This window comes from Tardiphaga sp. 37S4 (assembly GCF_021044645.1).
GTDB lineage: Bacteria > Pseudomonadota > Alphaproteobacteria > Rhizobiales > Xanthobacteraceae > Tardiphaga > Tardiphaga robiniae.
In genome coordinates, this window is sequence record NZ_CP088008.1 from 4,037,639 (window position 1) to 4,060,018 (window position 22,380).

At 62.4% G+C, this 22,380-nt stretch carries 16 protein-coding genes; 8 read left to right on the top strand and 8 right to left on the bottom strand.

The window, feature by feature from the left end:
• A complete protein-coding gene (gene metH / locus LPB73_RS19160; RefSeq protein WP_120288685.1) occupies positions 1-3,846 on the top strand; it encodes a methionine synthase in 3,846 nt (1,281 codons plus the stop codon).
• 636 nt (positions 3,847-4,482) lie between these two features.
• Positions 4,483-4,731 (top strand): hypothetical protein, encoded by a 249-nt coding sequence (locus tag LPB73_RS19165; protein WP_089261574.1) that lies wholly within the window; start codon positions 4,483-4,485, stop codon positions 4,729-4,731.
• A 64-nt stretch (positions 4,732-4,795) separates the two neighbouring features.
• Here the strand turns inward: LPB73_RS19165 and glpK are convergent, their stop codons facing one another.
• The 8 genes from glpK to LPB73_RS19205 form a co-directional block, all read right to left on the bottom strand.
• A complete protein-coding gene (gene glpK, locus LPB73_RS19170) occupies positions 4,796-6,295 on the bottom strand; it encodes a glycerol kinase GlpK (RefSeq protein WP_120288684.1) in 1,500 nt (499 codons plus the stop codon).
• Between the two features lie 91 nt (positions 6,296-6,386).
• Positions 6,387-7,589 carry an FAD-dependent oxidoreductase gene (locus tag LPB73_RS19175; RefSeq protein ID WP_120288683.1) on the bottom strand — a complete coding sequence of 401 codons (1,203 nt, stop codon included), beginning with the start codon at positions 7,587-7,589 and terminating at the stop codon, positions 6,387-6,389.
• Positions 7,590-7,886: 297 nt separating this feature from the next.
• Positions 7,887-8,657, bottom strand: a complete 771-nt coding sequence (locus LPB73_RS19180; protein ID WP_120288682.1) for an SDR family NAD(P)-dependent oxidoreductase — start codon at positions 8,655-8,657, stop codon at positions 7,887-7,889.
• A 208-nt stretch (positions 8,658-8,865) separates the two neighbouring features.
• Positions 8,866-10,008 (bottom strand): pimeloyl-CoA dehydrogenase small subunit, encoded by a 1,143-nt coding sequence (gene pimD / locus LPB73_RS19185; RefSeq protein WP_120288681.1) that lies wholly within the window; start codon positions 10,006-10,008, stop codon positions 8,866-8,868.
• A 221-nt stretch (positions 10,009-10,229) separates the two neighbouring features.
• Positions 10,230-11,417, bottom strand: a complete 1,188-nt coding sequence (gene pimC / locus LPB73_RS19190) for a pimeloyl-CoA dehydrogenase large subunit (RefSeq protein ID WP_089261586.1) — start codon at positions 11,415-11,417, stop codon at positions 10,230-10,232.
• Positions 11,418-11,445: 28 nt separating this feature from the next.
• A complete protein-coding gene (locus LPB73_RS19195) occupies positions 11,446-12,633 on the bottom strand; it encodes an acetyl-CoA C-acyltransferase (protein WP_089261588.1) in 1,188 nt (395 codons plus the stop codon).
• Complete coding sequence (gene pimA / locus LPB73_RS19200; protein ID WP_120288680.1) at positions 12,630-14,333, bottom strand: dicarboxylate--CoA ligase PimA; 1,704 nt, start codon at positions 14,331-14,333, stop codon at positions 12,630-12,632. The genes LPB73_RS19195 and pimA overlap by 4 nt, the downstream gene beginning before the upstream one ends.
• Before the next feature lie 166 nt (positions 14,334-14,499).
• Positions 14,500-16,584, bottom strand: coding sequence for a 3-hydroxyacyl-CoA dehydrogenase NAD-binding domain-containing protein (locus LPB73_RS19205; protein WP_120288679.1), 2,085 nt, complete (start codon positions 16,582-16,584; stop codon positions 14,500-14,502).
• A 161-nt stretch (positions 16,585-16,745) separates the two neighbouring features.
• Between LPB73_RS19205 and LPB73_RS19210 the strand changes: the two genes are divergently transcribed.
• From LPB73_RS19210 to LPB73_RS19235, 6 genes are all read left to right on the top strand, one after another.
• Complete coding sequence (locus LPB73_RS19210; protein ID WP_120288678.1) at positions 16,746-17,612, top strand: IclR family transcriptional regulator; 867 nt, start codon at positions 16,746-16,748, stop codon at positions 17,610-17,612.
• Positions 17,613-17,675: 63 nt separating this feature from the next.
• A complete protein-coding gene (locus LPB73_RS19215) occupies positions 17,676-18,488 on the top strand; it encodes an ABC transporter ATP-binding protein (RefSeq protein ID WP_089261596.1) in 813 nt (270 codons plus the stop codon).
• Complete coding sequence (locus LPB73_RS19220) at positions 18,485-19,198, top strand: ABC transporter ATP-binding protein (RefSeq protein ID WP_089261598.1); 714 nt, start codon at positions 18,485-18,487, stop codon at positions 19,196-19,198. Before LPB73_RS19215 ends, LPB73_RS19220 begins: the two co-directional genes overlap by 4 nt.
• Before the next feature lie 10 nt (positions 19,199-19,208).
• Positions 19,209-20,087, top strand: a complete 879-nt coding sequence (locus LPB73_RS19225; RefSeq protein WP_089261600.1) for a branched-chain amino acid ABC transporter permease — start codon at positions 19,209-19,211, stop codon at positions 20,085-20,087.
• 2 nt (positions 20,088-20,089) lie between these two features.
• Complete coding sequence (locus LPB73_RS19230; RefSeq protein ID WP_120288677.1) at positions 20,090-21,118, top strand: branched-chain amino acid ABC transporter permease; 1,029 nt, start codon at positions 20,090-20,092, stop codon at positions 21,116-21,118.
• A 6-nt stretch (positions 21,119-21,124) separates the two neighbouring features.
• The gene (locus LPB73_RS19235) at positions 21,125-22,354 is read left to right on the top strand and encodes an ABC transporter substrate-binding protein (protein WP_231077867.1); all 1,230 of its coding nucleotides are present in this window, start codon (positions 21,125-21,127) and stop codon (positions 22,352-22,354) included.
• Positions 22,355-22,380: the final 26 nt, after the last annotated feature.

A 22,380-nucleotide genomic window follows, 5' to 3' on the forward strand; every position in this document is an offset into this window, starting at 1 on the left:
ATGTCCGTACCCGTTTCGCCGAAGCGTACCGAACTGCTTGCCGCCGCTGCCGAGCGCATTCTCGTGCTCGACGGTGCCATGGGCACCATGATCCAGGGTCTGCAATTTGACGAGGCCGCATTCCGCGGTGAGCGCTACAAGAATTTCCACCGCGACCTCCGCGGCAACAACGACCTGTTGATCCTGACGCAGGCCGACGCCATCGAGGACATCCACGCGCAATATCTGCGCGCCGGTGCCGACATCGTCGCCACCAACACCTTCTCCTCGACCTCGATCGCGCAGGCCGATTACGACCTGCAGGACATCGCCTATGAAATGAGCCGCGAAGGCGCGCGTCTCGCCAAGAACGCCGCGATCGCCGTCGCTGCCGAGGACGGCAAGCCGCGCTTCGTCGCCGGCGCCATCGGCCCGACCAACCGCACCGCCTCGATCTCACCGGATGTCGCCAATCCCGGCTACCGCGCGGTGACCTTCGACGATCTGCGCATCGCCTATAGCGAGCAGATCAACGGTTTGCTTGACGGCGGCGCCGACCTCCTGCTGGTCGAAACCATCTTCGACACGCTGAACGCCAAGGCGGCGCTCTATGCCATTGCCGAAATCTGCGAGGCGCGCGGCATCGACGTGCCCGTGATGATCTCCGGAACCATCACCGACAAGTCCGGACGCCTACTGTCCGGCCAGATGCCCGAAGCGTTCTGGAATTCGGTGAAGCACGCCAGGCCCGCGACCATCGGCTTCAACTGCGCGCTCGGCGCCGAAGACCTGCGCGCGCATATCGCCGATATCGGCCGCGTCGCCGATACCCTCGTCTGCGCCTATCCGAATGCCGGCCTGCCCAACGAATTCGGCCAGTATGACGAGAGCCCGGAATTCATGGCGGGGCTGATCGGCGAGTTCGCTGCCAGCGGCCTCGTCAATGTGGTCGGCGGGTGCTGCGGCACCACGCCGGATCATATCGCGGCCATCGCCAAGGCCGTCGCGCCGCACAAGCCGCGCGTTGTGCCGGAGATCGCACCGCTCCTGCGCCTGTCAGGTCTGGAGCCGTTCGAACTGACCTCGGCGATTCCCTTCGTGAATGTCGGCGAGCGCACCAACGTCACCGGCTCGGCTAAATTCCGCAAGCTGATCACCGCCGGCGACTACACCGCCGCGCTGCAGGTGGCGCGCGACCAGGTCGAGAACGGCGCACAGGTCATCGACGTCAATATGGACGAAGGCCTGCTGGATTCCGAGGCGGCGATGGTCGAGTTCCTCCATCTCGTCGCCTCCGAGCCGGATATCGCCCGCGTCCCGGTGATGGTCGACTCGTCGAAATTCAACGTCATCGAAGCCGGCCTGAAATGCGTTCAGGGCAAGCCGATCGTCAATTCGATCTCGATGAAGGAAGGCGTGGAGAAATTCATCGTTGAAGCCAAGATCGCGCAGCGCCATGGCGCCGCTGTGGTCGTGATGGCGTTCGACGAGGTCGGCCAGGCCGATACGTTCGCGCGCAAGACCGAGATCTGCAAGCGCGCTTACGACATTCTGGTAGGTGAGCTGAACTTCCCGCCGGAAGACATCATTTTCGATCCGAACATTTTCGCCATCGCGACCGGCCTCGAAGAGCACAACAATTACGGCGTCGACTTCATCGAGGCTACGCGCTGGATCCGGCAGAACCTGCCGCATGCCCATATCTCCGGCGGCGTCTCCAACCTCTCCTTCTCGTTCCGCGGCAACGAGCCGGTACGCGAGGCGATGCATTCGGTGTTCCTGTATCACGCCATCAAGGCGGGCATGGATATGGGCATCGTCAATGCCGGCCAGATGATCGTCTATGACGACATCGATCCCGAACTGCGCCAGGTCTGCGAGGACGTCATCCTCAACCGCGATCCCGGCGCCTCCGAACGGCTGCTCGAACTCGCCGAGAAATTCCGCGGCCAGACCAAGCAGGCCAAGGAACAGGATCTCACCTGGCGCGAATGGCCGGTGGAGAAACGGCTGAGCCACGCGCTGGTGCACGGCATCACCCAATATATCGACGAGGACACCGAAGCCGCACGCCTGACCGTGGCGCGCCCGCTGCATGTCATCGAGGGCCCGCTGATGGCCGGCATGAACATCGTCGGCGATCTGTTCGGCGACGGAAAGATGTTCCTGCCGCAGGTGGTGAAGTCGGCCCGCGTGATGAAGCAAGCGGTGGCTTACCTGATGCCCTTTATGGAGCAGGAGAAGGCCGACAATCTCGCCGCGGGGATCACCGGCGATGGCCGCAAGAATGCCGGCAAGATCGTGCTCGCGACCGTGAAGGGCGACGTCCACGACATCGGCAAGAACATCGTCGGCATCGTGCTCCAGTGTAACAATTTCGAGGTCATCGATCTCGGCGTCATGGTGCCGGCCTCGAAGATCATCGACACCGCCAAGGCCGAAGGCGCCGACATCATCGGCCTGTCCGGCCTGATCACGCCGTCATTGGACGAGATGACGTTCCTGGCCGGCGAGATGGAACGGCAGGGTCTGAAGATGCCACTGCTGATCGGCGGCGCGACGACCAGCCGCGTGCATACCGCGGTAAAGATCGATCCGAATTACCGCGCGGGCGCGGTGGTGCATGTCAACGATGCCAGCCGCGCCGTCGGCGTCGCCTCGTCACTTCTGTCGCCGGAGAAGAGCGTCGCCTATGCGGCCGAAGTGCGCGCCGATTACGCGAAGATCTCTGCGGCACATTTCCGCGCTCAGCAGGACAAGAAGCGCCTCTCGCTCATCGCCGCGCGCGCCAATGCGCATGTCGCGGACTTCAGCAAGACGGTGCGCAAGCCGACCTTCCTGGGCATCCGGACTTTCAGCGATTATTCGCTCGAAGAGCTTGCTGCCTATATCGACTGGACGCCGTTCTTCCAGACTTGGGAACTGTCCGGCCGTTTCCCCGGCATCCTCACCGACAGCGTGGTCGGCGAAGTCGCGACGTCGCTCTATGCCGATGCGCAGAAGATGCTCAAGCAGATCGTCGAGGAGAAGTGGTTCACGGCGAAGGCAACCATCGGCTTCTGGCCGGCCAACGCCGTGGGCGACGACATCCGCCTCTATGCCGATGACACACGCACAACTGAGATCGCGACGCTCTACACGTTGCGCCAGCAGCTCGAAAAGCGCGAGGGTCGCTTCAACGCCGCGCTCTCCGACTTCATCGCGCCGAAGACCTCGAATGTGCCGGATTATATTGGCGGCTTCGTCGTCACAGCGGGCATCGGCGAGGACATCATCGCCGATCGCTTCAAGAACGCCAATGACGACTATTCGTCGATCCTGTGCAAGGCGCTGGCCGACCGTCTCGCCGAAGCCTTCGCCGAGCGCATGCATGAGCGCGTGCGCAAGGAGTTCTGGGCCTATGCGCCGGACGAGAATATCTCGACCGATGACCTGATCCTGGAGAAGTATCAGGGCATCCGCCCTGCTCCCGGCTATCCCGCACAGCCCGATCACACCGAGAAGGCGACGATCTTCAAATTGCTCGATGCGGAGAACACTGCGGGCGTAACACTCACCGAAAGCTACGCCATGTGGCCGGGCTCATCGGTGTCCGGGCTCTATTTCAGCCATCCCGAGAGCTATTATTTCGGCGTCGGCAAGATCGAGCGCGATCAGGTCGAGGAATATGCCGCGCGCAAGAACATGAGCGTGGCCGAGGTGGAACGTTGGCTGGCGCCTGTGCTGAACTACATTCCGGGTGCCGGTGCCGAGCCTGCACCGGTCGCCGTACCCGCGCCTGCCAATGACGAACTCGCGACCCATCCGCCGGGATGTAACTGCGCGGTGCATTTGATGTATCGCGGCAAGAAGGTCGGCGTGAAGTAGCGCTTTGCAAGTCGCAGGATGTGCTTGTCAAACAGCCACGCTCTCGCAGTCTCGCGGCGCTTGCGCGTCCGAGGTGTGAGCAGTGCCCCTCGAAACATGAGGGGTGGCGGCGCGCCGTGAGGCGCAAAGGGTGGTTTTATCGCGATCCGCTCCACCGGAACGCCGGCAAGCTGCAACCGCGCAACGCCTCACGGCGCGCCACCGCGGCGATTTCTGTCCCCGGGACCGTTCTTCCGGGCAAAGGCGCAGAGCTCCGCACTCCGCTGATCCCGACGGTTTCCCGCCGTTCACCAATGCCACGTCCAGCCAGCATGAGTGGCAGACCCCCGTAGTGGGGCCGGACGGTGACCCAGGGCCTCCCGAGTGCGCGGGGTACGTCACCCCACACCCGCAGGCGCCGCATCCCAGTCCCACCTCAAGACGCCTCTAGAAGCGCCCCTCGCGAACGGGATAAAAGGCATATAGACCTATATCGGATTTTAGTCAATAGAGCGCGATGGATTATTTTCTCCCTCCCTCCCACCGCCGCGACGAATTCCGGTCCCGGCAAAGTTATCGTTTCAATCCCGTGGCGACGGAACGATCAGGAAGGCCGCAGCTTGTCGTATGCGCAATATTTGCGTTTGGAGGGTTGAAATGAAACGTACCATGATCGCGACGGCAGCCGCGGCACTCCTGGGTCTGGGCCTGATGCTTCCAGCGAACGCCATGCCGGTCGGTGGGCTTGCACCTGCGAGCACCGCCAGCGACATCATCCAGATTCGTGGCCATGGCGGCGGACATCACGGCATGCACCGCGGCGGGCGTGGACATCATTACGGCTGGGGCCGCGGACGCGGCCATCATTATGGTTGGTCGCGCGGACGGCATCGCGGCTGGCGCTAGAATCTGACATGACCATCATAGGAGCCGCCGCACAGGCGGCTCTTTCTGTTTGGTGAGCAAGCTTTCAATCTTTCCCCGGATCGCTCGCCAATACCCCCTTCACTGCCTGCGCCCAGCCCTTCAGTTTTCGTGTCCGTGTGGCTTCGCTCATGGCCGGCTTGAAGCGGTGTTCGAGCCGCCAGTTGTCGGCGAATTTGGCAGGCTCCGGAAATACGCCGGCCGTGAGACCGGCGAGATAGGCAGCTCCCAGCGCGGTGGTTTCCTGGATCATCGGGCGATCGACAGGGGCATTCAGCAGATCCGCGAGACGCTGCATGGTCCAGTCCGACGCGGTCATGCCGCCATCGACGCGCAGCACCACGGTGGCGGCGGAGACATCCGGCCAGTCGGCGCGCATCGCCGCGTAGAGATCGCGCGTCTGGTAGCAGACGCTTTCCAGTGCGGCATGGGCGAGTTCGGCCGGGCCGGTGTTGCGCGTCAGTCCGAACAGCGCTCCGCGCACATCGGGATTCCAGTAAGGCGCACCGAGCCCGACAAAGGCCGGGACCAGATAGACCGATTGCGAAGAATCGTTCTGATCCGCGAGCGGCCCGCTTTCAGCAGCGCTCTTGATGATCCCCAGACCATCGCGCAGCCACTGCACCGCGGATCCGGCAACGAAAATCGAACCTTCCAACGCATAGGTCCGCACGCCGTTGAGCTGATAGGCAACCGTGGTGAGCAGCTTGTTCTTCGATTGCACCGGCGTCGTACCAGTGTTGAGCAGGGCAAAGCAGCCGGTGCCGTAAGTGGACTTGATCATGCCGGGCGCGAAACAGGCCTGCCCGATGGTTGCAGCCTGCTGATCGCCGGCAATACCGCCGATCATGATCGTGCCACCAAACAGATCGGTGCTGCCGAAATCGGACGATGAATCCTGCACCCTGGGCAGCATAGCCTTGGGCACGCGCAGCAGCTTCAGCAGCTCATCGTCCCATTCACCGGTGTGGATGTTGAAGAGCTGCGTGCGCGAGGCATTGGTGGCGTCGGTGGCATGCACCTTCCCCGCCGTGAGCCGCCACAGCAGATAGCAATCGACGGTGCCGAACAGCAATTCGCCGCGCTCGGCGCGGTCGCGCGCGCCGGGGACATGATCGAGAATCCACGCCACTTTCGTTCCGGAGAAATACGGATCGATGATCAGGCCGGTCTTTTGCGTAATCAACGGCTCATGGCCGTCGGCTTTCATCTGCGCGCAGATCTCCGCGGTGCGGCGGTCCTGCCAGACGATGGCACGGTGCACAGCCTGGCCGGTGACGCGATCCCACACCACCACCGTCTCGCGCTGATTGGTGATGCCGATGGCGGCAATATCCTTCGCGGTAACGCCCGCCTTCGTCATGGCTTCGTGGCAAACGGCCAGCGTCGAGGTCCAGATATCCTCGGGCTCATGCTCGACCCAGCCGGAGGCCGGGAAATGCTGCGGGAATTCCTGCTGCGCGGAGGCCGCGATCGAGATGTCGGCGCGAAAGATCATCGCGCGCGAGGATGTGGTGCCCTGATCGATGGCCATCACGAAAGACATGACGTTTCTTCCCGAAAGATTGTGGTCGCGTTGTGTTGGGAGGCGCAGGCAACCGGATTAGCGCGGGCGCGTCAAGCGGCAGCGCCGGCGGTCAGGTCGCCGAGTCGATCATCATGACCAGAGCGGACGCGACCATCGCCAGTTCGCGCGGCAGCGTCTCGCGGGCCCGCCGCACCATGCCCTCGCCCAGCCGGCCGAAGAAACGTGCCCAGCGCTGTGCGCGCCAATACAGCGAATTCTCGACAGTGACTGAGCGCAACTTGAACGCCTTGCCGGTGGCCCAGGCGTCGCATTCCAGCTTCAACGGATCGGCGTAGTAGTGCGCGATCTTGGCCGCATCCATGCCGGGTGTGGCCAGCCAGTTCGGGATGTGCACGCTGCAGAGCTGTGCAACATCGGTGAACACCTTGTCGGTGCCGGTGCCGCTGCCCGGGCACGGCGAGGCAAAGGCATCGCCCACCAGCACGACACCGGACTGGACCACGTTGTCGCTCTCGTAGAGATCGATGGGGCGGATCTTGATATCGCCGGATATCTTGTAGTCGCCAATCAGTGCACGCAGCTTCGGCAGGCAAGCATCCAATGCTGCTTCCGGCGTGCGCCGCATCTGGCGAATCCAGGGATCGTCGGTCTCGCGATAGACGAACAGGTTGCCGCGCATGGCCTTGCCAATGGGAAACAGCGTGACATAGGCGGTGCGATGAACCGTCGTTTCGGCAAAGTAGGTCAGCGCGGGGAATGCAAAGCGGTCCCGGCCGACGGGCGCGATATCGAAGCCGACCGAGATCGAATGATTGGCCGAGATGACCGGGCGGCCGATATTGAGTTGATTGCGCAGGCTGACACTGGCGCCATTGGCGAGGACAACGAGACGCGCGGAAATCTCCTCGCCATTGGACAGGCCGATGGTCTGACGGTCATCCGATGTGGCGATCGACGTCGCCTTGGCGTGAATGGTCTCGATGGTGGACGGGATCTGGCCACGCACGGTATTGACCAGCGTGTCGTAGAGAAAGCCGTGCTGCTGGCTGGGGCGCTTGTCGATCACGCGGCCGAAACGCGCGATCCAGATCTCGTCGTCATGGGTGGCGGCACCGAGCACCGCATCGACGAGACCCGTCTTGCGCAGCCGCTCGAGCTGGACGCCGCCGCTGATCTTCTCGCAGCGGAGTTCGGGCGGATGGACCTGATGCGGCTCGATCAGAATCGCAGACACACCGGCGCGACCGAGCATCGCCGCAGCCGTCGACCCGGCGAGGCCGCCACCAATGATCGCGATATCCGTCTGCCGCACGGGAACTCTCCAGCTGCGGCTATCCGTGCGCCCGAAATGTTAAAAAACGGGAAAGGATTGAGGCAGGCGGTGGGGAGTTACCGCGGGAGAATTGTTTCGAGCGACTTCACGTGCCGTAGTCCGGACGGAGCGCAGCATTCACGTCCGTCATTCCGGGGCGCGGCCGGCGCGAGCCGGACGCGACCCCGGAATCCCTGAGTGGCTTGGCCCGACGGAGACTCCGATGTCGAGATTCCGGGTTCGCGATCGCCTAACGGCGCTCGCGCCCCGGAATGACGAGCGTGGGTCGGGCGATACTTACACCGATGCGGTCGTCACGCCGCCGTCGATGACGATGGTCTGGCCGGTCATGAAGGTGGAGGAATCCGAGCCGAGATAGGCGACGGCGCCGGCGATCTCGTGGGGCTCACCGATCCGGCGCAGCGGCGTGGTCGCGGTGCGGCGCTTGAGATTGGCCTCGTCTTCCCACAGCGCTTTCGCGAAGTCGGTCTTCACCAGACCCGGCGCGATGCAATTGACGCGCACGCCCTTGGGCCCCCATTCGCCGGCGAGACTGCGACACAGGGAGAAGTCGGCAGCCTTGGAGATGCCGTAGGCGCCAATCACCGTGGAGCCGCGCAAGCCGCCGATGGAAGAGATAATGACCACCGAGCCCTTGCCGCGCTCGGCCATGGCCGGGATCGCCTTGGCGCAAAGCCAGATGTTGCTCTTGACGTTGGAGCCCATGATCTTGTCGAAGGCTTCGTCTGCGATATCGAGCAGCGGGCCGTAATAGGGATTCACCGCGGCATTGCAGACCAGAATATCGATCGGGCCGTAGTGTTTCACGGTGCCGTCGATCAAAGCTTCGACTTCATCGCGGCGCGAGATGTTGCAGGGAATGACATGGGCATTGCCGCCATTGGCCTTGATGCCGTCGACCACAGCCTGACAGGCATCGGCCTTGCGGCTGGAGACGACAACCTTGGCACCGAGGCTGGCGAGCAATTCCGCGGAGGCCTTGCCGATGCCGCGGCTGGAACCGGTGATGACCGCGACCTTGCCGGTGAGATCGAATGGATTTTTCACGGGCGGTCTCCTTGTTGTTGATTGATTTTAGCGACGGCGCATTCCTTCTCCCCGCATGCGGGGAGAAGATGGCTCGAATGCGCGTAGCGCGTTCGAGTCGGATGAGGGGGACTCTCCACGAGTTCATGAGCGCGTGGAGAGTCCCCCTCACCCGGATTGCTTCGCAATCCGACCTCTCCCCGCAAGCGGGGAGAGGTTAAGAGCAGAGTTACTCCGTGATCCCGCCCGCCTGCGCGACGCGGCGCAGGTGATAATCGGCGTCGCCGAACTGCTGCTCGATCATGGTCAGCCGCTTGAAGTAGTGGCCGATCTTGTACTCCATGGTCACGCCGACGCCGCCATGCAGCTGCACGCCACCCTGGCCGACGAAGCGCGCGGAACGGCCGATCTGCACCTTGGCAGCGGCGACCGTCTTGGTGCGTTCGTCGAGATCGGTGAAGCTCGAGGCCATCGAGGCGAGGTACGACATGCTGCGCGCGGTCTCCAGCGCGGTGAACATGTCGGCCGCACGGTGCTGCAGCGCCTGGAACGAGCCGATGGCGACGCCGAACTGCTTTCGCTCCTTGATGTATTCGACGGAGATCTTCAGTGCCTCTTCCATCGCACCGACCGCTTCGGCACACAGTGCGATGCGGGCGTCATCGACGACCTGATTGACGATCGACAAGCCATCCTCGGCATTGCCGATCGCAGCATCTGCGCCGACCTCGACATTGTTCAGCTTGATATCGGCGGCGCGGCTGCCGTCCTGCGTCTCATAACCCTTGATGTCGACGCCCTTGGCACTGGCCGGCACCAGGAACACGCCAACGCCCTTGGCATCGCGCTGGCCACCCGCGGTGCGCGCGGTGACGATCAGCGTATCGGCGGTGTCGCCGTGACCGACCACAAACTTCTCGCCGGACAACATGTAGCCCGAACCGCTCTTCTTGGCCGACGTCTTGATGTCCCCGAGGTCATAGCGTGAGTCACGCTCGACCTGTGCGAAAGCCATGGTCTTGGAGCCGTCGATGATCCCGGGCAGATGCGCAGCACGCTGCTCCGCAGAGGCGCGGCGCAGGAAACCGCCGCCGAGCACGACTGTATCAAGATAGGGCTCGACCACGAGATTACGGCCCAGTGCTTCCATCACGATCATGGTCTCGATCGGGCCGGCGCCGAAGCCGCCGTCATCTTCCGAGAACGGCAGACCGAGCAGGCCCTGTTCGGCAAACTTGCCCCAGACGTCGCGGCTCCAGCCGCCCTTCTCGGCGCGATACTTCTTGCGAGCCTCGAATTCGTAGGACGATTTCAGCAGGCCGTCGACGCTGTCCTTGAGGAGGCGTTGCTCCTCCGACAAATCAAAATCCATGGTCTTTCTCTCTCGGATCGCGCGTAACGCGCGTGTGAATGTGTTTAAGCTCCCTAACCTCTCCCTGCTTGCGGGGAGAGGTTAGGGCGAGCGAAGCGGAGCCTTCGGGTGAGGGGGACTATCCGCGGGCACCGAGCCGGCGGAGGCTCCCCCTCATCCGGTCCGAATGCGCTACGCGCAATCGGACCACCTTCTCCCCGCAAGCGGGGAGAAGGAAGACATCAAAGCCCCAGCACCGCTTTCGCGATGATGTTGCGCTGGATCTCGTTGGAGCCGCCATAGATCGACACCTTGCGGTAGTTGAAATAGGTCGGCGCGATCGGCGAGGCCCAGTCGCCCTCTTCGTTCTGCCCCTCGCCTTCCGGCATGAACGGCAGTGCGAACGGGCCGGTGACTTCGAGCAGCAGCTCGGTGAGCGTCTGCTGGATTTCCGAACCCTTGATCTTGAGGATCGACGAGGCCGGATCCGGCTTACCCTTGCCGTGCTTGCCTTCGGCGGCGACGACGCGCATCTGCGTCAGTTCGAGCGCCTTGAGCTCGATCTCGGTAGCCGCGAGCTTCTGGCGGAACTGCGGATCCTCGATCAGCGGCTTGTCACCGGACATGACGCTGGACGCCAGCTCCTTGATGCGGCGGATGCGCTCCTTAGACATGCCGACGCGCGCAATGTTGACGCGCTCGTTGCCAAGCAGGAATTTGGCGTAATCCCAGCCCTTGTTCTCTTCACCAACCAGATTCTCGGCCGGCACCACGACCTCATCGAAGAACACTTCGTTGACTTCGACGCCGCCATCGATGGTCTGGATCGGGCGGACGGTGATGCCCTTCGACTTCATGTCGATGAGGATGAAGGAGATGCCCGACTGCTTCTTCGCATCGGGGTCGGTGCGACAAAGGCAGAAGATCCAGTCGGCATGCTGCGCCAGCGTGGTCCAGGTTTTCTGGCCGTTGACGATATAGGTATCGCCCTTCTTCTTCGCCGTGGTCTTCAGCGAGGCAAGGTCCGAACCCGAGCCCGGCTCCGAGAAGCCCTGGCACCACCAGTCGTCCATATTCGCAATGCGCGGCAGGAAGTGCTTCTTCTGCTGCTCATTGCCGAAAGTGTAGATCACCGGGCCAACCATGTTGACGCCGAACGGCAGCGGCGGCGGCGCGGGGGTCTTCTGCAGCTCTTCCAGGAAGATGTACTGCTTCGCGGCACTCCAGCCGGTGCCGCCATATTCCTGCGGCCAATGCGGGACGGCCCAGCCCTTCTTGTTGAGCGTGCGCTGCCAGTTCACCAGGTCGTCTTTGCTGGTGTGGTGACCTTCCTGCAGTTTCTTGCGCACCGCCGGGTCGAGGCTTTCGCGGAAAAAGGTGCGCACCTCGTCGCGGAATGCTGTTTCTTCTTTGCTGAAGCTCAGATCCATCGGATCCTCCTTGTGAGCAGATGTGTAATTACTGAACGATTTCGAGCAGGCCGGCGGAGCCCATGCCGCCGCCGACGCACATGGTGACAACGGCATACTTCGCCTTGCGGCGACGGCCTTCGATCAGTGCGTGACCGGCGAGACGTGCGCCCGACATGCCATAGGGATGGCCGACCGAGATCGCGCCGCCATTGACGTTGAGCTTTTCCGGATCGATGCCGAGCTTGTCGCGGCAGTACAGAACCTGCACGGCGAAGGCTTCATTGAGCTCCCAGAGATCGATGTCCTCGATCTTGAGACCATGGCGCTTCAGAAGGCGCGGCACGGCGAACACCGGACCGATGCCCATCTCGTCCGGCTCGCAGCCGGCAGAGACGAAGCCGCGGAAAATGCCAAGCGGCTTGAGGCCCTTCTGTGCGGCGAGCTTGTCGCTCATGATCACGGTGGCGCTGGCGCCGTCCGAGAGCTGCGAGGCATTGCCGGCAGTGATGGTGAAACCGTCGCCGCGCACAGCCTTCAGGCCGGCGAGGCCTTCGGCAGTGGTTTCCGGACGCGGACCTTCATCCTTGGACAGCGTGATATCCTTGAACGAGACTTCGCCGGTCGCCTTGTCGACGACGCCCATCCTGGTCGCGATTGGCGCCAGTTCGTCGTTGAACTTGCCGCCCTGCTGCGCGGCCGCGGTGCGGCGCTGGCTCTCCAGCGAATATTCGTCCTGGCGTTCGCGCGAGATGTTGTAGCGCTTGGCCACCGTCTCGGCGGTGTCAAGCATCGGCATATAGACGTCGCCCTTGATCTTCATCAGTTCGGGATCGACGGTGTGGAACTTGTTGGCGTGCTCGTTCTGCACCAGCGAGATCGACTCGCCGCCGCCGCCGACCGCGATCTCGACGCCGTCGAAGATCACCGAACGCGCAGCCAGTGCAATCGCCTGCAGGCCCGAAGCGCACTGACGATCGATGGTGGTGCCGCCAACCGTGACCGGCAGACCGGCGCGGAGCAGCGCCTTGCGTGCGATGTTGCCGCCGGTCGCGCCCTGCTGCAGGGCTGCGCCCATCACGACGTCCTCAACTTCCTTGGGATCGATGCCGGCGCGCTTGACGGCATGCTCGATCGCATGGCCGAGCAGCGTCGCGCCTTCGGTGGCATTGAGGGCGCCGCGAAAGGCCTTGCCGATCGGCGTACGGGCGGTGGAAACGATAACGGCTTCGGTCATGGGCGGGGTCCTCCAGAGGCGGTTTGTTGTTGCGAGGTTGTTTCTTGGTTCATGATGGGCGTGGGTTGCAACCCGCGCAAGGCGTGGCGCGAGAGTTTTCCGACCGCGGTGCGCGGCAAGTCGTCGACGAAGTCCAAAGCTGCCGGCAGTTCATGCTTGCCGAGCTTGCCGGTGAGAAACGCGCGCAGCTCGTCGATGGTGAACGGCGCTGCGCCATTGCGCAGCCTGATAAAGGCCTTGGCCGCCTCGCCGCGATACTGATCGGTGACACCGATCACGATCACTTCCTGTACGGAGGGATGTTCGTAAATCGCCTGCTCGATCATCTGCGGATAGACGTTGAAACCGCCGGAGATGATCATGTCCTTCTTGCGATCGACCAGATAGAAGAATCCGTCTTCATCCATGTAGCCGATATCGCCGGTGAGGAAGCGATCGCCGACGAATGACTCGGCACTCTCCTGCGCGCGGTTCCAGTAGCCTTTGGTGACGTTCGGCCCCTTGATGCGAATTTCGCCGGTCTCGTTGACACCGAGCACCCTGGTCGGGTCATCGAGTGACACCACGTCAATCTCGATCCCCGGCAGCATCAGGCCGATCGAGCCCGGCTTGTCGAGACCGCCGGGCGGATGGCTGGTGCCGGGCGAGCAGGTTTCGGTCATGCCCCAGCCGCTCTTCAGCGACAGGCCCGTTTTACGTTCGAACAGACGCGCCACTTCATCGGGCAGCGGCGCACCGCCGGAGGCCGCCGACACCAACGACGACAGATCGCGCGTCTCAAGCGACGGATCGGCCGCGATGGCGATCCACATAGTGGGCACGCCGGGAAATACGGTGGCTTTCTTTTTCTCGATATCGTCGAGCACGCGGCTAACATCGAAACGCTGATGCAGCGAAATGGTGTCGCCGAGGCTGATGCGGCTCAGCAGGATCACGGTCAGTGCATAGATGTGAAACAACGGCAAAACACAGATGACGCGCTCGATCCGATTGCGCCCGGCGCGTGCCGGCGCGCCCCATAGATTATAGATCGAGACCGCCGAGGTCAGATTGCCGTGGCTGAGCATCGCGCCCTTGGGCAGGCCGGTGGTGCCGCCGGTATATTGCAGCAGCGCCACATCATCCGCTGAAATCTCGGGCCACTGCGTCGGCGGCGTGGCGCCTGCGGTAAAATTGCGGAAAGTGACGATGGCGGGATTTTCCGGCAGCGGCAGCTGCGGATTGTTGACGGGGCCCCAGTCGTCATCCTCGCAGACGATCAGGCGATCGAGCAGGCCTTTGTCGAGAAACTTCAGTGCCATCGGCAGCAACGCCGCGAGGTTGCTCGTCACCAGCACGCGTGCGCCGGAATCCTTGAGCTTGTGCGACAGCGCGATCTCGCCATCGAGCGGCGACAGATGCACGAGCCGCGCGCCGGCCTTGAGACCGCCGAAGAAATGCACCGGATGATCCGGCGTATTGCCGAGGAAGATGCCGATGGAGGAGCCCTTGCCATAGCCGGCGCGCATCAGCGCGGCAGCGACGATATCGACGCGCGCCTGCAGATCATTGAACGAGATCGGCTGATCCCGAAATTCGATGGCGGTGCGGTCGCCATGTTTTGCAACGGAGTCGGCAAGCAGACCCGGCAGCGACCCACGCGCAATCGGCGCGTCCCAGGTAACGCCCGGTGGGTAGTGCTGTTCGCCCGGATGGGTCATGGCGTGGCCTGCTTACATAAGGAGCGCACGGCGCCAATATTCCCTCCCCCCTTGCGGGGGAGGGTCAGGGAGGGGGGTAAGCCACAAGTGACGTCGCCCGGGGACCCCCGCCCCCGGCCCCTCCCCGCAAGGGGGAGGAGAGCACATCGTGCTCGCGTCACCACAACTAGCCCTTCGCCAGTGACGCAAACGTCTTGCCTTCATCCGCCAGCTTCTTCAGCAGCGCAGCCGGCTCCAGCGACGGATCGTTGGTCTGCTTGGCATAGAACTGCAGGCGCTCGACGATCTGCTTGAGACCGACCTGATCGGCATAGAACATCGGGCCGCCGCGATAGATCGGCCAGCCATAGCCATAGAGCCAGATCACGTCGATATCGCTCGGGCGCGAGGCGACCTTCTCTTCGAGGATGCGGGCACCCTCGTTGATCATCGGATACATCATGCGTTCCAGAATTTCCTGGTCGCTGACGGCGCGACGGGTCAGGCCCAGGCTCCGGCAGGTATCGTCGATGAGCTTCTCGACTTCCGGATCCGGCACCGGCGCGCGGGAGCCGGCTTCATACTTGTAATAGCCCTTGCCGGTCTTCTGACCGAAGCGGCCGGCTTCGCAGAGCGCGTCGGCGATTGGCGAGGTGATGCCGCGATCCTTGCGCGAGCGCCAGCCGATATCGAGGCCAGCGAGATCGCCCATGGCGAACGGACCCATCGGCATGCCGAACTTGGTGACGACGGCATCGACCTGCTGCGGCAGCGCGCCTTCGAACAGCAACTTCTCGGACTGCTTGGAGCGGGCCGCTAGCATGCGGTTGCCGACGAAGCCGTCGGAGACGCCGACCACGGCCGGCACCTTGGCGATCTTGCGGGCGACAGCGACAGCGGTGACGAGCGCATCCGGCGCGGTCTTGTCGGCGCGGACGATTTCGCACAGCTTCATGACATTGGCTGGCGAGAAGAAGTGCATGCCGAGCACGTCCTGCGGACGCTTGGTGACAGCTGCGATCTCGTCGATGTTCAGATACGAGGTGTTACTGGCGAGGATGGCGCCCGGCTTGGCATAGGCATCCAGCGCGGTGAACACTTCCTTCTTGATCGCCATGGTTTCGAACACGGCCTCGATCACCAGATCGACATCCTTGACGTTCTCAAGGCCAACGACGCCGTTGATCAGCGCCATGCGCTTGGCCGGCGCATCGGCAGGAATGCCGCCGCGCGCTGCAGTCGCCTCGTAATTCTTCTGCATGATACCGAGACCACGCTTGAGCTGCTCCTCGCCGGTCTCGATCAGCGTGACGGGAATACCGGCATTGGCGAAGGACATCGCAATACCGCCGCCCATGGTGCCGGCGCCGATGATGGCGACGCGCTCGACCGGACGCGGCTTGACGCCTTCCGGCACGTTCTGGACCTTGGCAGCTTCTCGTTCTGAGAAGAACGCGTAACGCTGTGCCTTGGACTGGTCGTCGGCGACCAGCTTGAGGAACATCTCGCGCTCCTTCTTGAGCGCCTCGTCGAACGGCACATCGAGCGTCCAGCTGACGGCTTCGGCGCAGGCCAGCGGCGCATTCATGCCGCGGTTCTTCTTGTTGGCGGCTGCGGCGGCGTTGGTGAAGATGGTGCGATCGGCGCGAGCGGCGGCGAGCTTGGAATCGTCGTTACGCAGCAGGCGCAGCGGACGCTTTTCGGCGATCACCTTGCGCGCGAAGGCTTCTGCGCCCGAGGCCGGACCTTCGACGATCTCTTCGATCAGACCGTTCTTCAAGGCTTCAGCAGCGCTGATCGGATCGCCGGTGACGACCATCTTGACGCCGAGTTCAGGACCGACTGCGCGCGGCAGGCGCTGCGTTCCGCCGGCACCCGGCAGGAGGCCGAGCTTCACTTCGGGCAGACCGAGCTTGGCTTCTTTTGTCGCCACGCGGAAATGACAGCCGAGTGTGAGCTCGAGGCCGCCGCCGAGCGCGGTGCCATGGATCGCGGCGATCACCGGTTTGGAACAATTCTCGATTTCCGAGATGACTTCGCTCAATCCGGGCGACTGCGGCGGCTTGCCGAATTCGGTGATGTCAGCGCCGGCAACGAAGGTACGGCCTGCGCATGCGATGACGATCGCCTTCACGGCAGGATCGGCAGCGGCCGTTTTGACGTTCTCAAAAATGCCGCGGCGAACCGCCGCACTCAGCGCATTTACAGGGGGAGAGTTGATCGTGACGATGGCGACTTCATCATGACGTTCAAGCTTTACGACATCGCTCACGGCATTCTCCTTGGCTACGTTTACCGGTCTGATTTTCTTAGTTTCGCACTGCGAAATTTAATTCCACATCTTGACACGGAGGGTTATTTTGAAGAGCGTCCCTTGTCAACGAGGGCCGTGGTGCAATCGTATGAAACTGACAAAACCAAATTTTGGGAAGCATGAAACGTCCAGCGAAGAATGTGGCGACAGATCGCAATTTCGTCGTCGCATTGGCTCGCGGCCTGGATGTCTTGCGTGCATTTCGCCCCAATGACGGACTTCTCGGCAATCAGGAGATTGCCGCCCGCACCAAATTGCCGAAGCCAACCATCTCGCGATTGACTTACACACTCACGAAATTGGGCTACCTTACACCTGTGCCACGCTTCGAGAAGTATCAGCTCGCGCCAGCAGCTATGGCCCTAGGGTATGCTGCACTTGCGAACTTGGGCGTTAAGCATCTCTCGGAATCATTTCGCGACGAATTGATGCGGCAGACCGGCGGCGCCTGCGCAGTCGGCGCGCGCGATCGATTGAGCATGATCTATTTTGGGCAGAGCCGTTCCAGTCTCACTGTCGGCGTTCAACTCGACGTCGGCTCGCGCATTCCCATTGCAACCACGGCGATGGGCCGCGCCTATTTCTGGGCATTGCCACCGGAAGAACGTGCCCAATTATTGCGCGAATTTCGCGAGCACTACGGACATCGCTGGTCGAAGATGCGCGACGGGCTTGAGCGCGCAGGCGAAATGGTCGCGCGCCACGGCTTCGTCATCTCGGCTGGCGAGTGGCAGGACGATGTGCACGCTGCCGGTGTTGCAATGACATTGAATGACGGCACCGGTCCTTATGCCTTTAATTGCGGCGCGCCCGCGTTCCGTTTCACGGAAGAGCGCTTGCTCAACGATATTGGACCTCGGCTATTGGCGATGGTAAGAAACATCGAAGCGGCGCTCGGGGGAACAGCTGCACCACAATCCAAAAAACTCGACAGCAAAAAAATCAAATCAGGAGGGAAAGTTGCACGCATTGTTGAAGGGCTCTGACAGCCTTCATCGTCGTGACCTGCGCAAGACTTCGCCGCAGCCGACGATCGAGGGGCGCCGCACATGACGCAGGCACAACTCGCAGAGCGCGCGCCCGTCGCATCGACGGCGCCGCTGCTTTCGGTTCGCGACGTCAGCGTTGTGTTCGGTGGCATCATCGCGTTGAACGGCGTCTCGTTCGACATGCAACAGGGCCACATCCTTGGCCTCATCGGACCGAACGGCGCCGGCAAGACCACGCTGTTCAATTGTCTCAGCCGGCTCTACCAGCCGAGCAAGGGCGATATCCTGATGGACGGTCAGACGATCCTGAATCGTCCGGCGCACAAGATTTCCGAGATCGGCATCGGCCGCACCTTCCAGAATGTTGCGCTGTTTCCGAACCTGACCGTGCGTGACAATGTCCGCGTCGGCAAACATGCGCGCACCAACAGCGACATCATCAGCGACTCGCTGAAGCTGCCATGGGTGCGATCAGGCGAAGCTGCGATCAACAAGGACGTCAACGACATCCTTGATTATCTCGATCTGCACAGCGTTGCCGATACGATCGTCAGCGGTCTTCCCTTCGGCACGCAGAAGCGCGTCGAACTCGCGCGTGCGCTCGCCGCCGAACCGAAGATCCTGCTGCTCGACGAGCCCGCAGGCGGTCTCAACCATGAGGAAGTCTACATCCTTGGCGACCTGATCCGCCGCATCCGCGACGATCGCGGCGTGACGGTGCTCCTGGTCGAGCATCACATGGGTCTCGTGATGTCGATCGCCGACCATGTCGTCGCATTGAATTTCGGCAAGAAGCTCGCTGAAGGCACACCTGCTGCCGTCCAGAAAGACCCTGCTGTGATCAAGGCCTATCTGGGAGACAAAGACTCATGACCGCGATGCTTCACGTAAAAGACCTGCGTGCGTATTACGGCCAGGTCCAGGCACTGCACGGCCTCGAATTCGAACTGCAGGAAGGCAGCCTCACCACCCTGCTCGGCGCCAATGGTGCCGGCAAGACCACCACGCTGCGCTCGATCTGCAACATGATCCGCTCCACGGGCTCGATCGAGTTCGAGGGCAAGAAGCTCGACAACAAGTCGACCGAAAGCATCGTGCGGCTGGGCATCGCCCATGTGCCGCAGGGCCGCGGCACCTTCACCACCATGACAGTGGAAGAGAACCTGCAGCTCGGCGCGATCAGTCGCAAGGATACCAAGGCGATCAGTGACGACATCGAGCGAATGTATGCCCACTTCCCGGTGCTCAAGCAGCGCCATACCCAGCAGGCCGGCACGCTGTCCGGCGGTGAACAGCAGATGCTCGCGGTCGCCCGCGCGCTGATGCTGCGTCCCCGCCTGATGCTGCTGGACGAGCCGTCCTTCGGCCTTGCGCCCCTGATCGTGCGGGATCTGTTCAAGATCCTCGGCAAGATCAACCGCGAGGACAAGGTCAGCATTCTTGTGGTCGAACAGAACGCGCAGCTCGCGCTCGAACTCGCCGACAAGGCCTATGTCATCGAAACAGGACGCATCGTGATGTCCGGCACTGCCGACGAGATCGCGAACAACGAAGACGTCCGTAAATCGTATCTGGGATATTGAGGGGGCGGCCATGGAACTCTTTACCAACCAAGTCCTGGCTGGCATCGCCACCGGCGCGATCTACGCCTGTATGGCGCTCGCCGTGGTCATGATCTACCAGGCGATCGACCACCTGAACTTCGCCCAGGGCGAAATGGCGATGTTCTCGACCTTCGTCGCCTGGCAGATGATGCAGTGGGGCATACCCTATTGGGGCGCATTCGCGCTCACGCTGATTTTCTCCTTTGTCGGCGGCATCGTCATCGAGCGGGCTTTGTTCAAGCCGCTCGCCAAGGCGCCGGTGCTGACCCACGTGGCCGGCTTCATCGCGCTGTTTGCCATCATCAACAGCGTCGCAGGCCTGACCTGGGACTTCACCATCAAGCAGTTTCCCTCGCCGTTCGGCTCGTCGCCCTTCCTGGGCAGCCAGCTGATCTCGACGCATCAGGCCGGCATGATCGGCGTGACGATCATCCTGCTCGTCCTGCTGTTCATCTTCTTCCGCTACACCCGCGTGGGCCTTGCGATGCGGGCAGCGGCGTCGATGCCTGAATCGGCGCGGCTGGTCGGCATCAACACGTCATGGATGATTGCACTCGGCTGGGGCATGGCGGCCGCGATCGGTTCGATCGCCGGCATGCTGATCGCCCCCGTCGTGTTCCTCGAGCCCAACATGATGGGCGGCGTGCTGATCTACGGATTTGCCGCGGCCGTCGTCGGCGGGCTCACGAGCCCACTGGGTGCTGTCATTGGCGGGTTCCTTGTCGGCGTCTTCGAGAACCTCGTCGGCACCTATATCCCGGGTGTCGGCAATGAGCTGAAACTGCCCATCGCCCTGGCGCTGATCATCACCGTGCTGGTCGTCAAACCCAATGGCCTGTTCGGCCGTGCCATCGTGAAGCGAGTTTGATCATGAGCACCGTTCAAGACGTCTCCGCCGCTCCCGTGGTCGCTGCCGTTCCCAAAAAGGCAATGGCGCTCGGCCCGCTGGCATCGCTGATCATCCTGGCGCTGCTCATCGTCACACCACTGTTCGTGAAGAACTTCATCATCTTCCAGATGACCATGTGGCTGATCTACGCCATCGCGGTTCTCGCACTGAACATCCTGACCGGCGCCAGCGGCCAGTTCTCGCTCGGCCAGAGCGCGTTCTACGCCCTCGGCGCCTATACGTCGGCAATCCTCATGGAACATGTCGGCGTCAACTACGCACTGACGCTTCCTGTGGCTGGTCTGGTCTGCTTCATCGCCGGCTTCCTGTTCGGCCTGCCGGCGCTTCGGCTCTCCGGCATCTACCTCGCGCTGGCGACCTTCGCCCTCGCGGTGGCGATGCCACAGCTCCTGAAGCTTGGCGTGTTCGAACACTGGACCGGCGGCGTGCAGGGCCTTGTCGTCACCAAGCCTGATGCACCGGAAATCCTGGCCTCGCTGGGTCTGAAAGTGTCGCAGGACATGTGGCTGTACTTCTTCACCCTCGCGGTCACGATCCTGATCTACATCCTCTCGGTCAACCTGCTGAAGTCGCGGTCGGGCCGGGCCATGATGGCGATCCGCGACAACGAAATCGCCGCCTCGGCGATGGGTGTGGACGTCTCGCTCTACAAGACGCTGGCCTTCGGCGTCAGCGCCGGCATCACCGGCGTTGCTGGCGGTCTCGGTGCCATCGCCGTGCAGTTCGTCGCGCCGGATGGCTACACCATCCAGCTCGCTATTGCGCTGTTCCTGGGCATGGTGGTCGGCGGCGTCGGCTGGCTGCCGGGCTCGCTGGCCGGCGCGGCTTTCATCGTCTTCGTTCCGAATATCGCGGAACACGTCTCGAAGGGTCTGTCTGGCGCCGTGTTCGGCGTCATCCTGATCATCATCATCTTCCTGCTCCCGAACGGGGCCAGGCAACTCGCCTATTTGGCACAGGGCTTGATAGGCAAACTACGTAAACACTGAGGACCTATGAACTGCAGAAACTTTCTGCGCACCGCCGCGCTCTCGAGCGCGGCGTTTGCGTTTCTCGCCTTCTCAACTTCCGCGAATGCCCAGAAGAAATACGATACCGGGGCGAGCGATACCGAGATCAAGATCGGCAACATCATTCCCTATAGCGGCCCGGCTTCGGCCTACGGCATCATCGGGAAGATGGAAGAAGCCTACTTCAAGATGATCAACGATCAGGGCGGTATCAACGGCCGCAAGATCACCTTCGTCAGCTATGACGATGCCTACAGCCCGGCCAAGGCTGTGGAACAGACCCGCAAGCTGGTCGAATCCGACGAAGTTCTGTTCGTGTTCGGTCCGCTCGGCACGCCGTCGAACACCGCTATCATGAAGTACCTGAACGCCAAGAAGATCCCGCAGCTGTTCGTCGCCACCGGCGCGACCAAGTTCGGCGAGTACAAGACCGCGCCATGGACGATGGGCTGGCAGCCAGCCTATCAGAGCGAAGGCCGCATCTTCGCGCAATACGCGATAACCGAGAAGCCGAACGGCAAGATCGCCGTGTTCTACCAGAACGACGACCTCGGCAAGGACATGCTGAAGGGCCTCAAGGACGGCCTCGGCGAGAAGACTTCGATGATCGTGGCTGAAGACAGCTATGAAGTGTCCGAGCCGACCATCGACTCGCACATCGTCAAGATGAAGGCATCGGGCGCCGACATCTTCGTCTCGATCTCGACGCCGAAATTCGCGGCGCAGGCGATCAAGAAGGTGGCCGAGATCGGCTGGAAGCCGATGTTCTTCCAGAGCAATGTCGGCTCCTCGGTCGGCGCAGTGATGCGTCCGGCGGGTATCGACAACGCGCAGGGCGTGCTGTCGCTGGCCTATGCCAAGGACGCCATCGACCCGCAGTGGAAGGACGATGAGGGCATGAAGAAGTATCTCGACTTCCTCGCCAAATACGCCCCCTTCGCCAATCCGGCTGAAAGCTCGGCTGCCTATGGCTACGGCCAGGCGCAGACCGTGGTTCAGGTGCTGAAGCAGGCCGGCGACGACCTGACGCGTGCGAACATCATGAAGCAGGCCGCCAGCCTGAAGGACTTCGCACCCGACACGTTGCTGCCGGGCGTCAAGATCAACACTTCGGCGACCGATTTCTATCCGATCGAGCAGCTGCGCATGATGCGCTTCACCGGCGAGAAGTGGGACGTGTTCGGCCCGCCGATCGACAGCAAGCTCGGCGGTTAATCGTTCACAAAAATGCGACCGTCTTA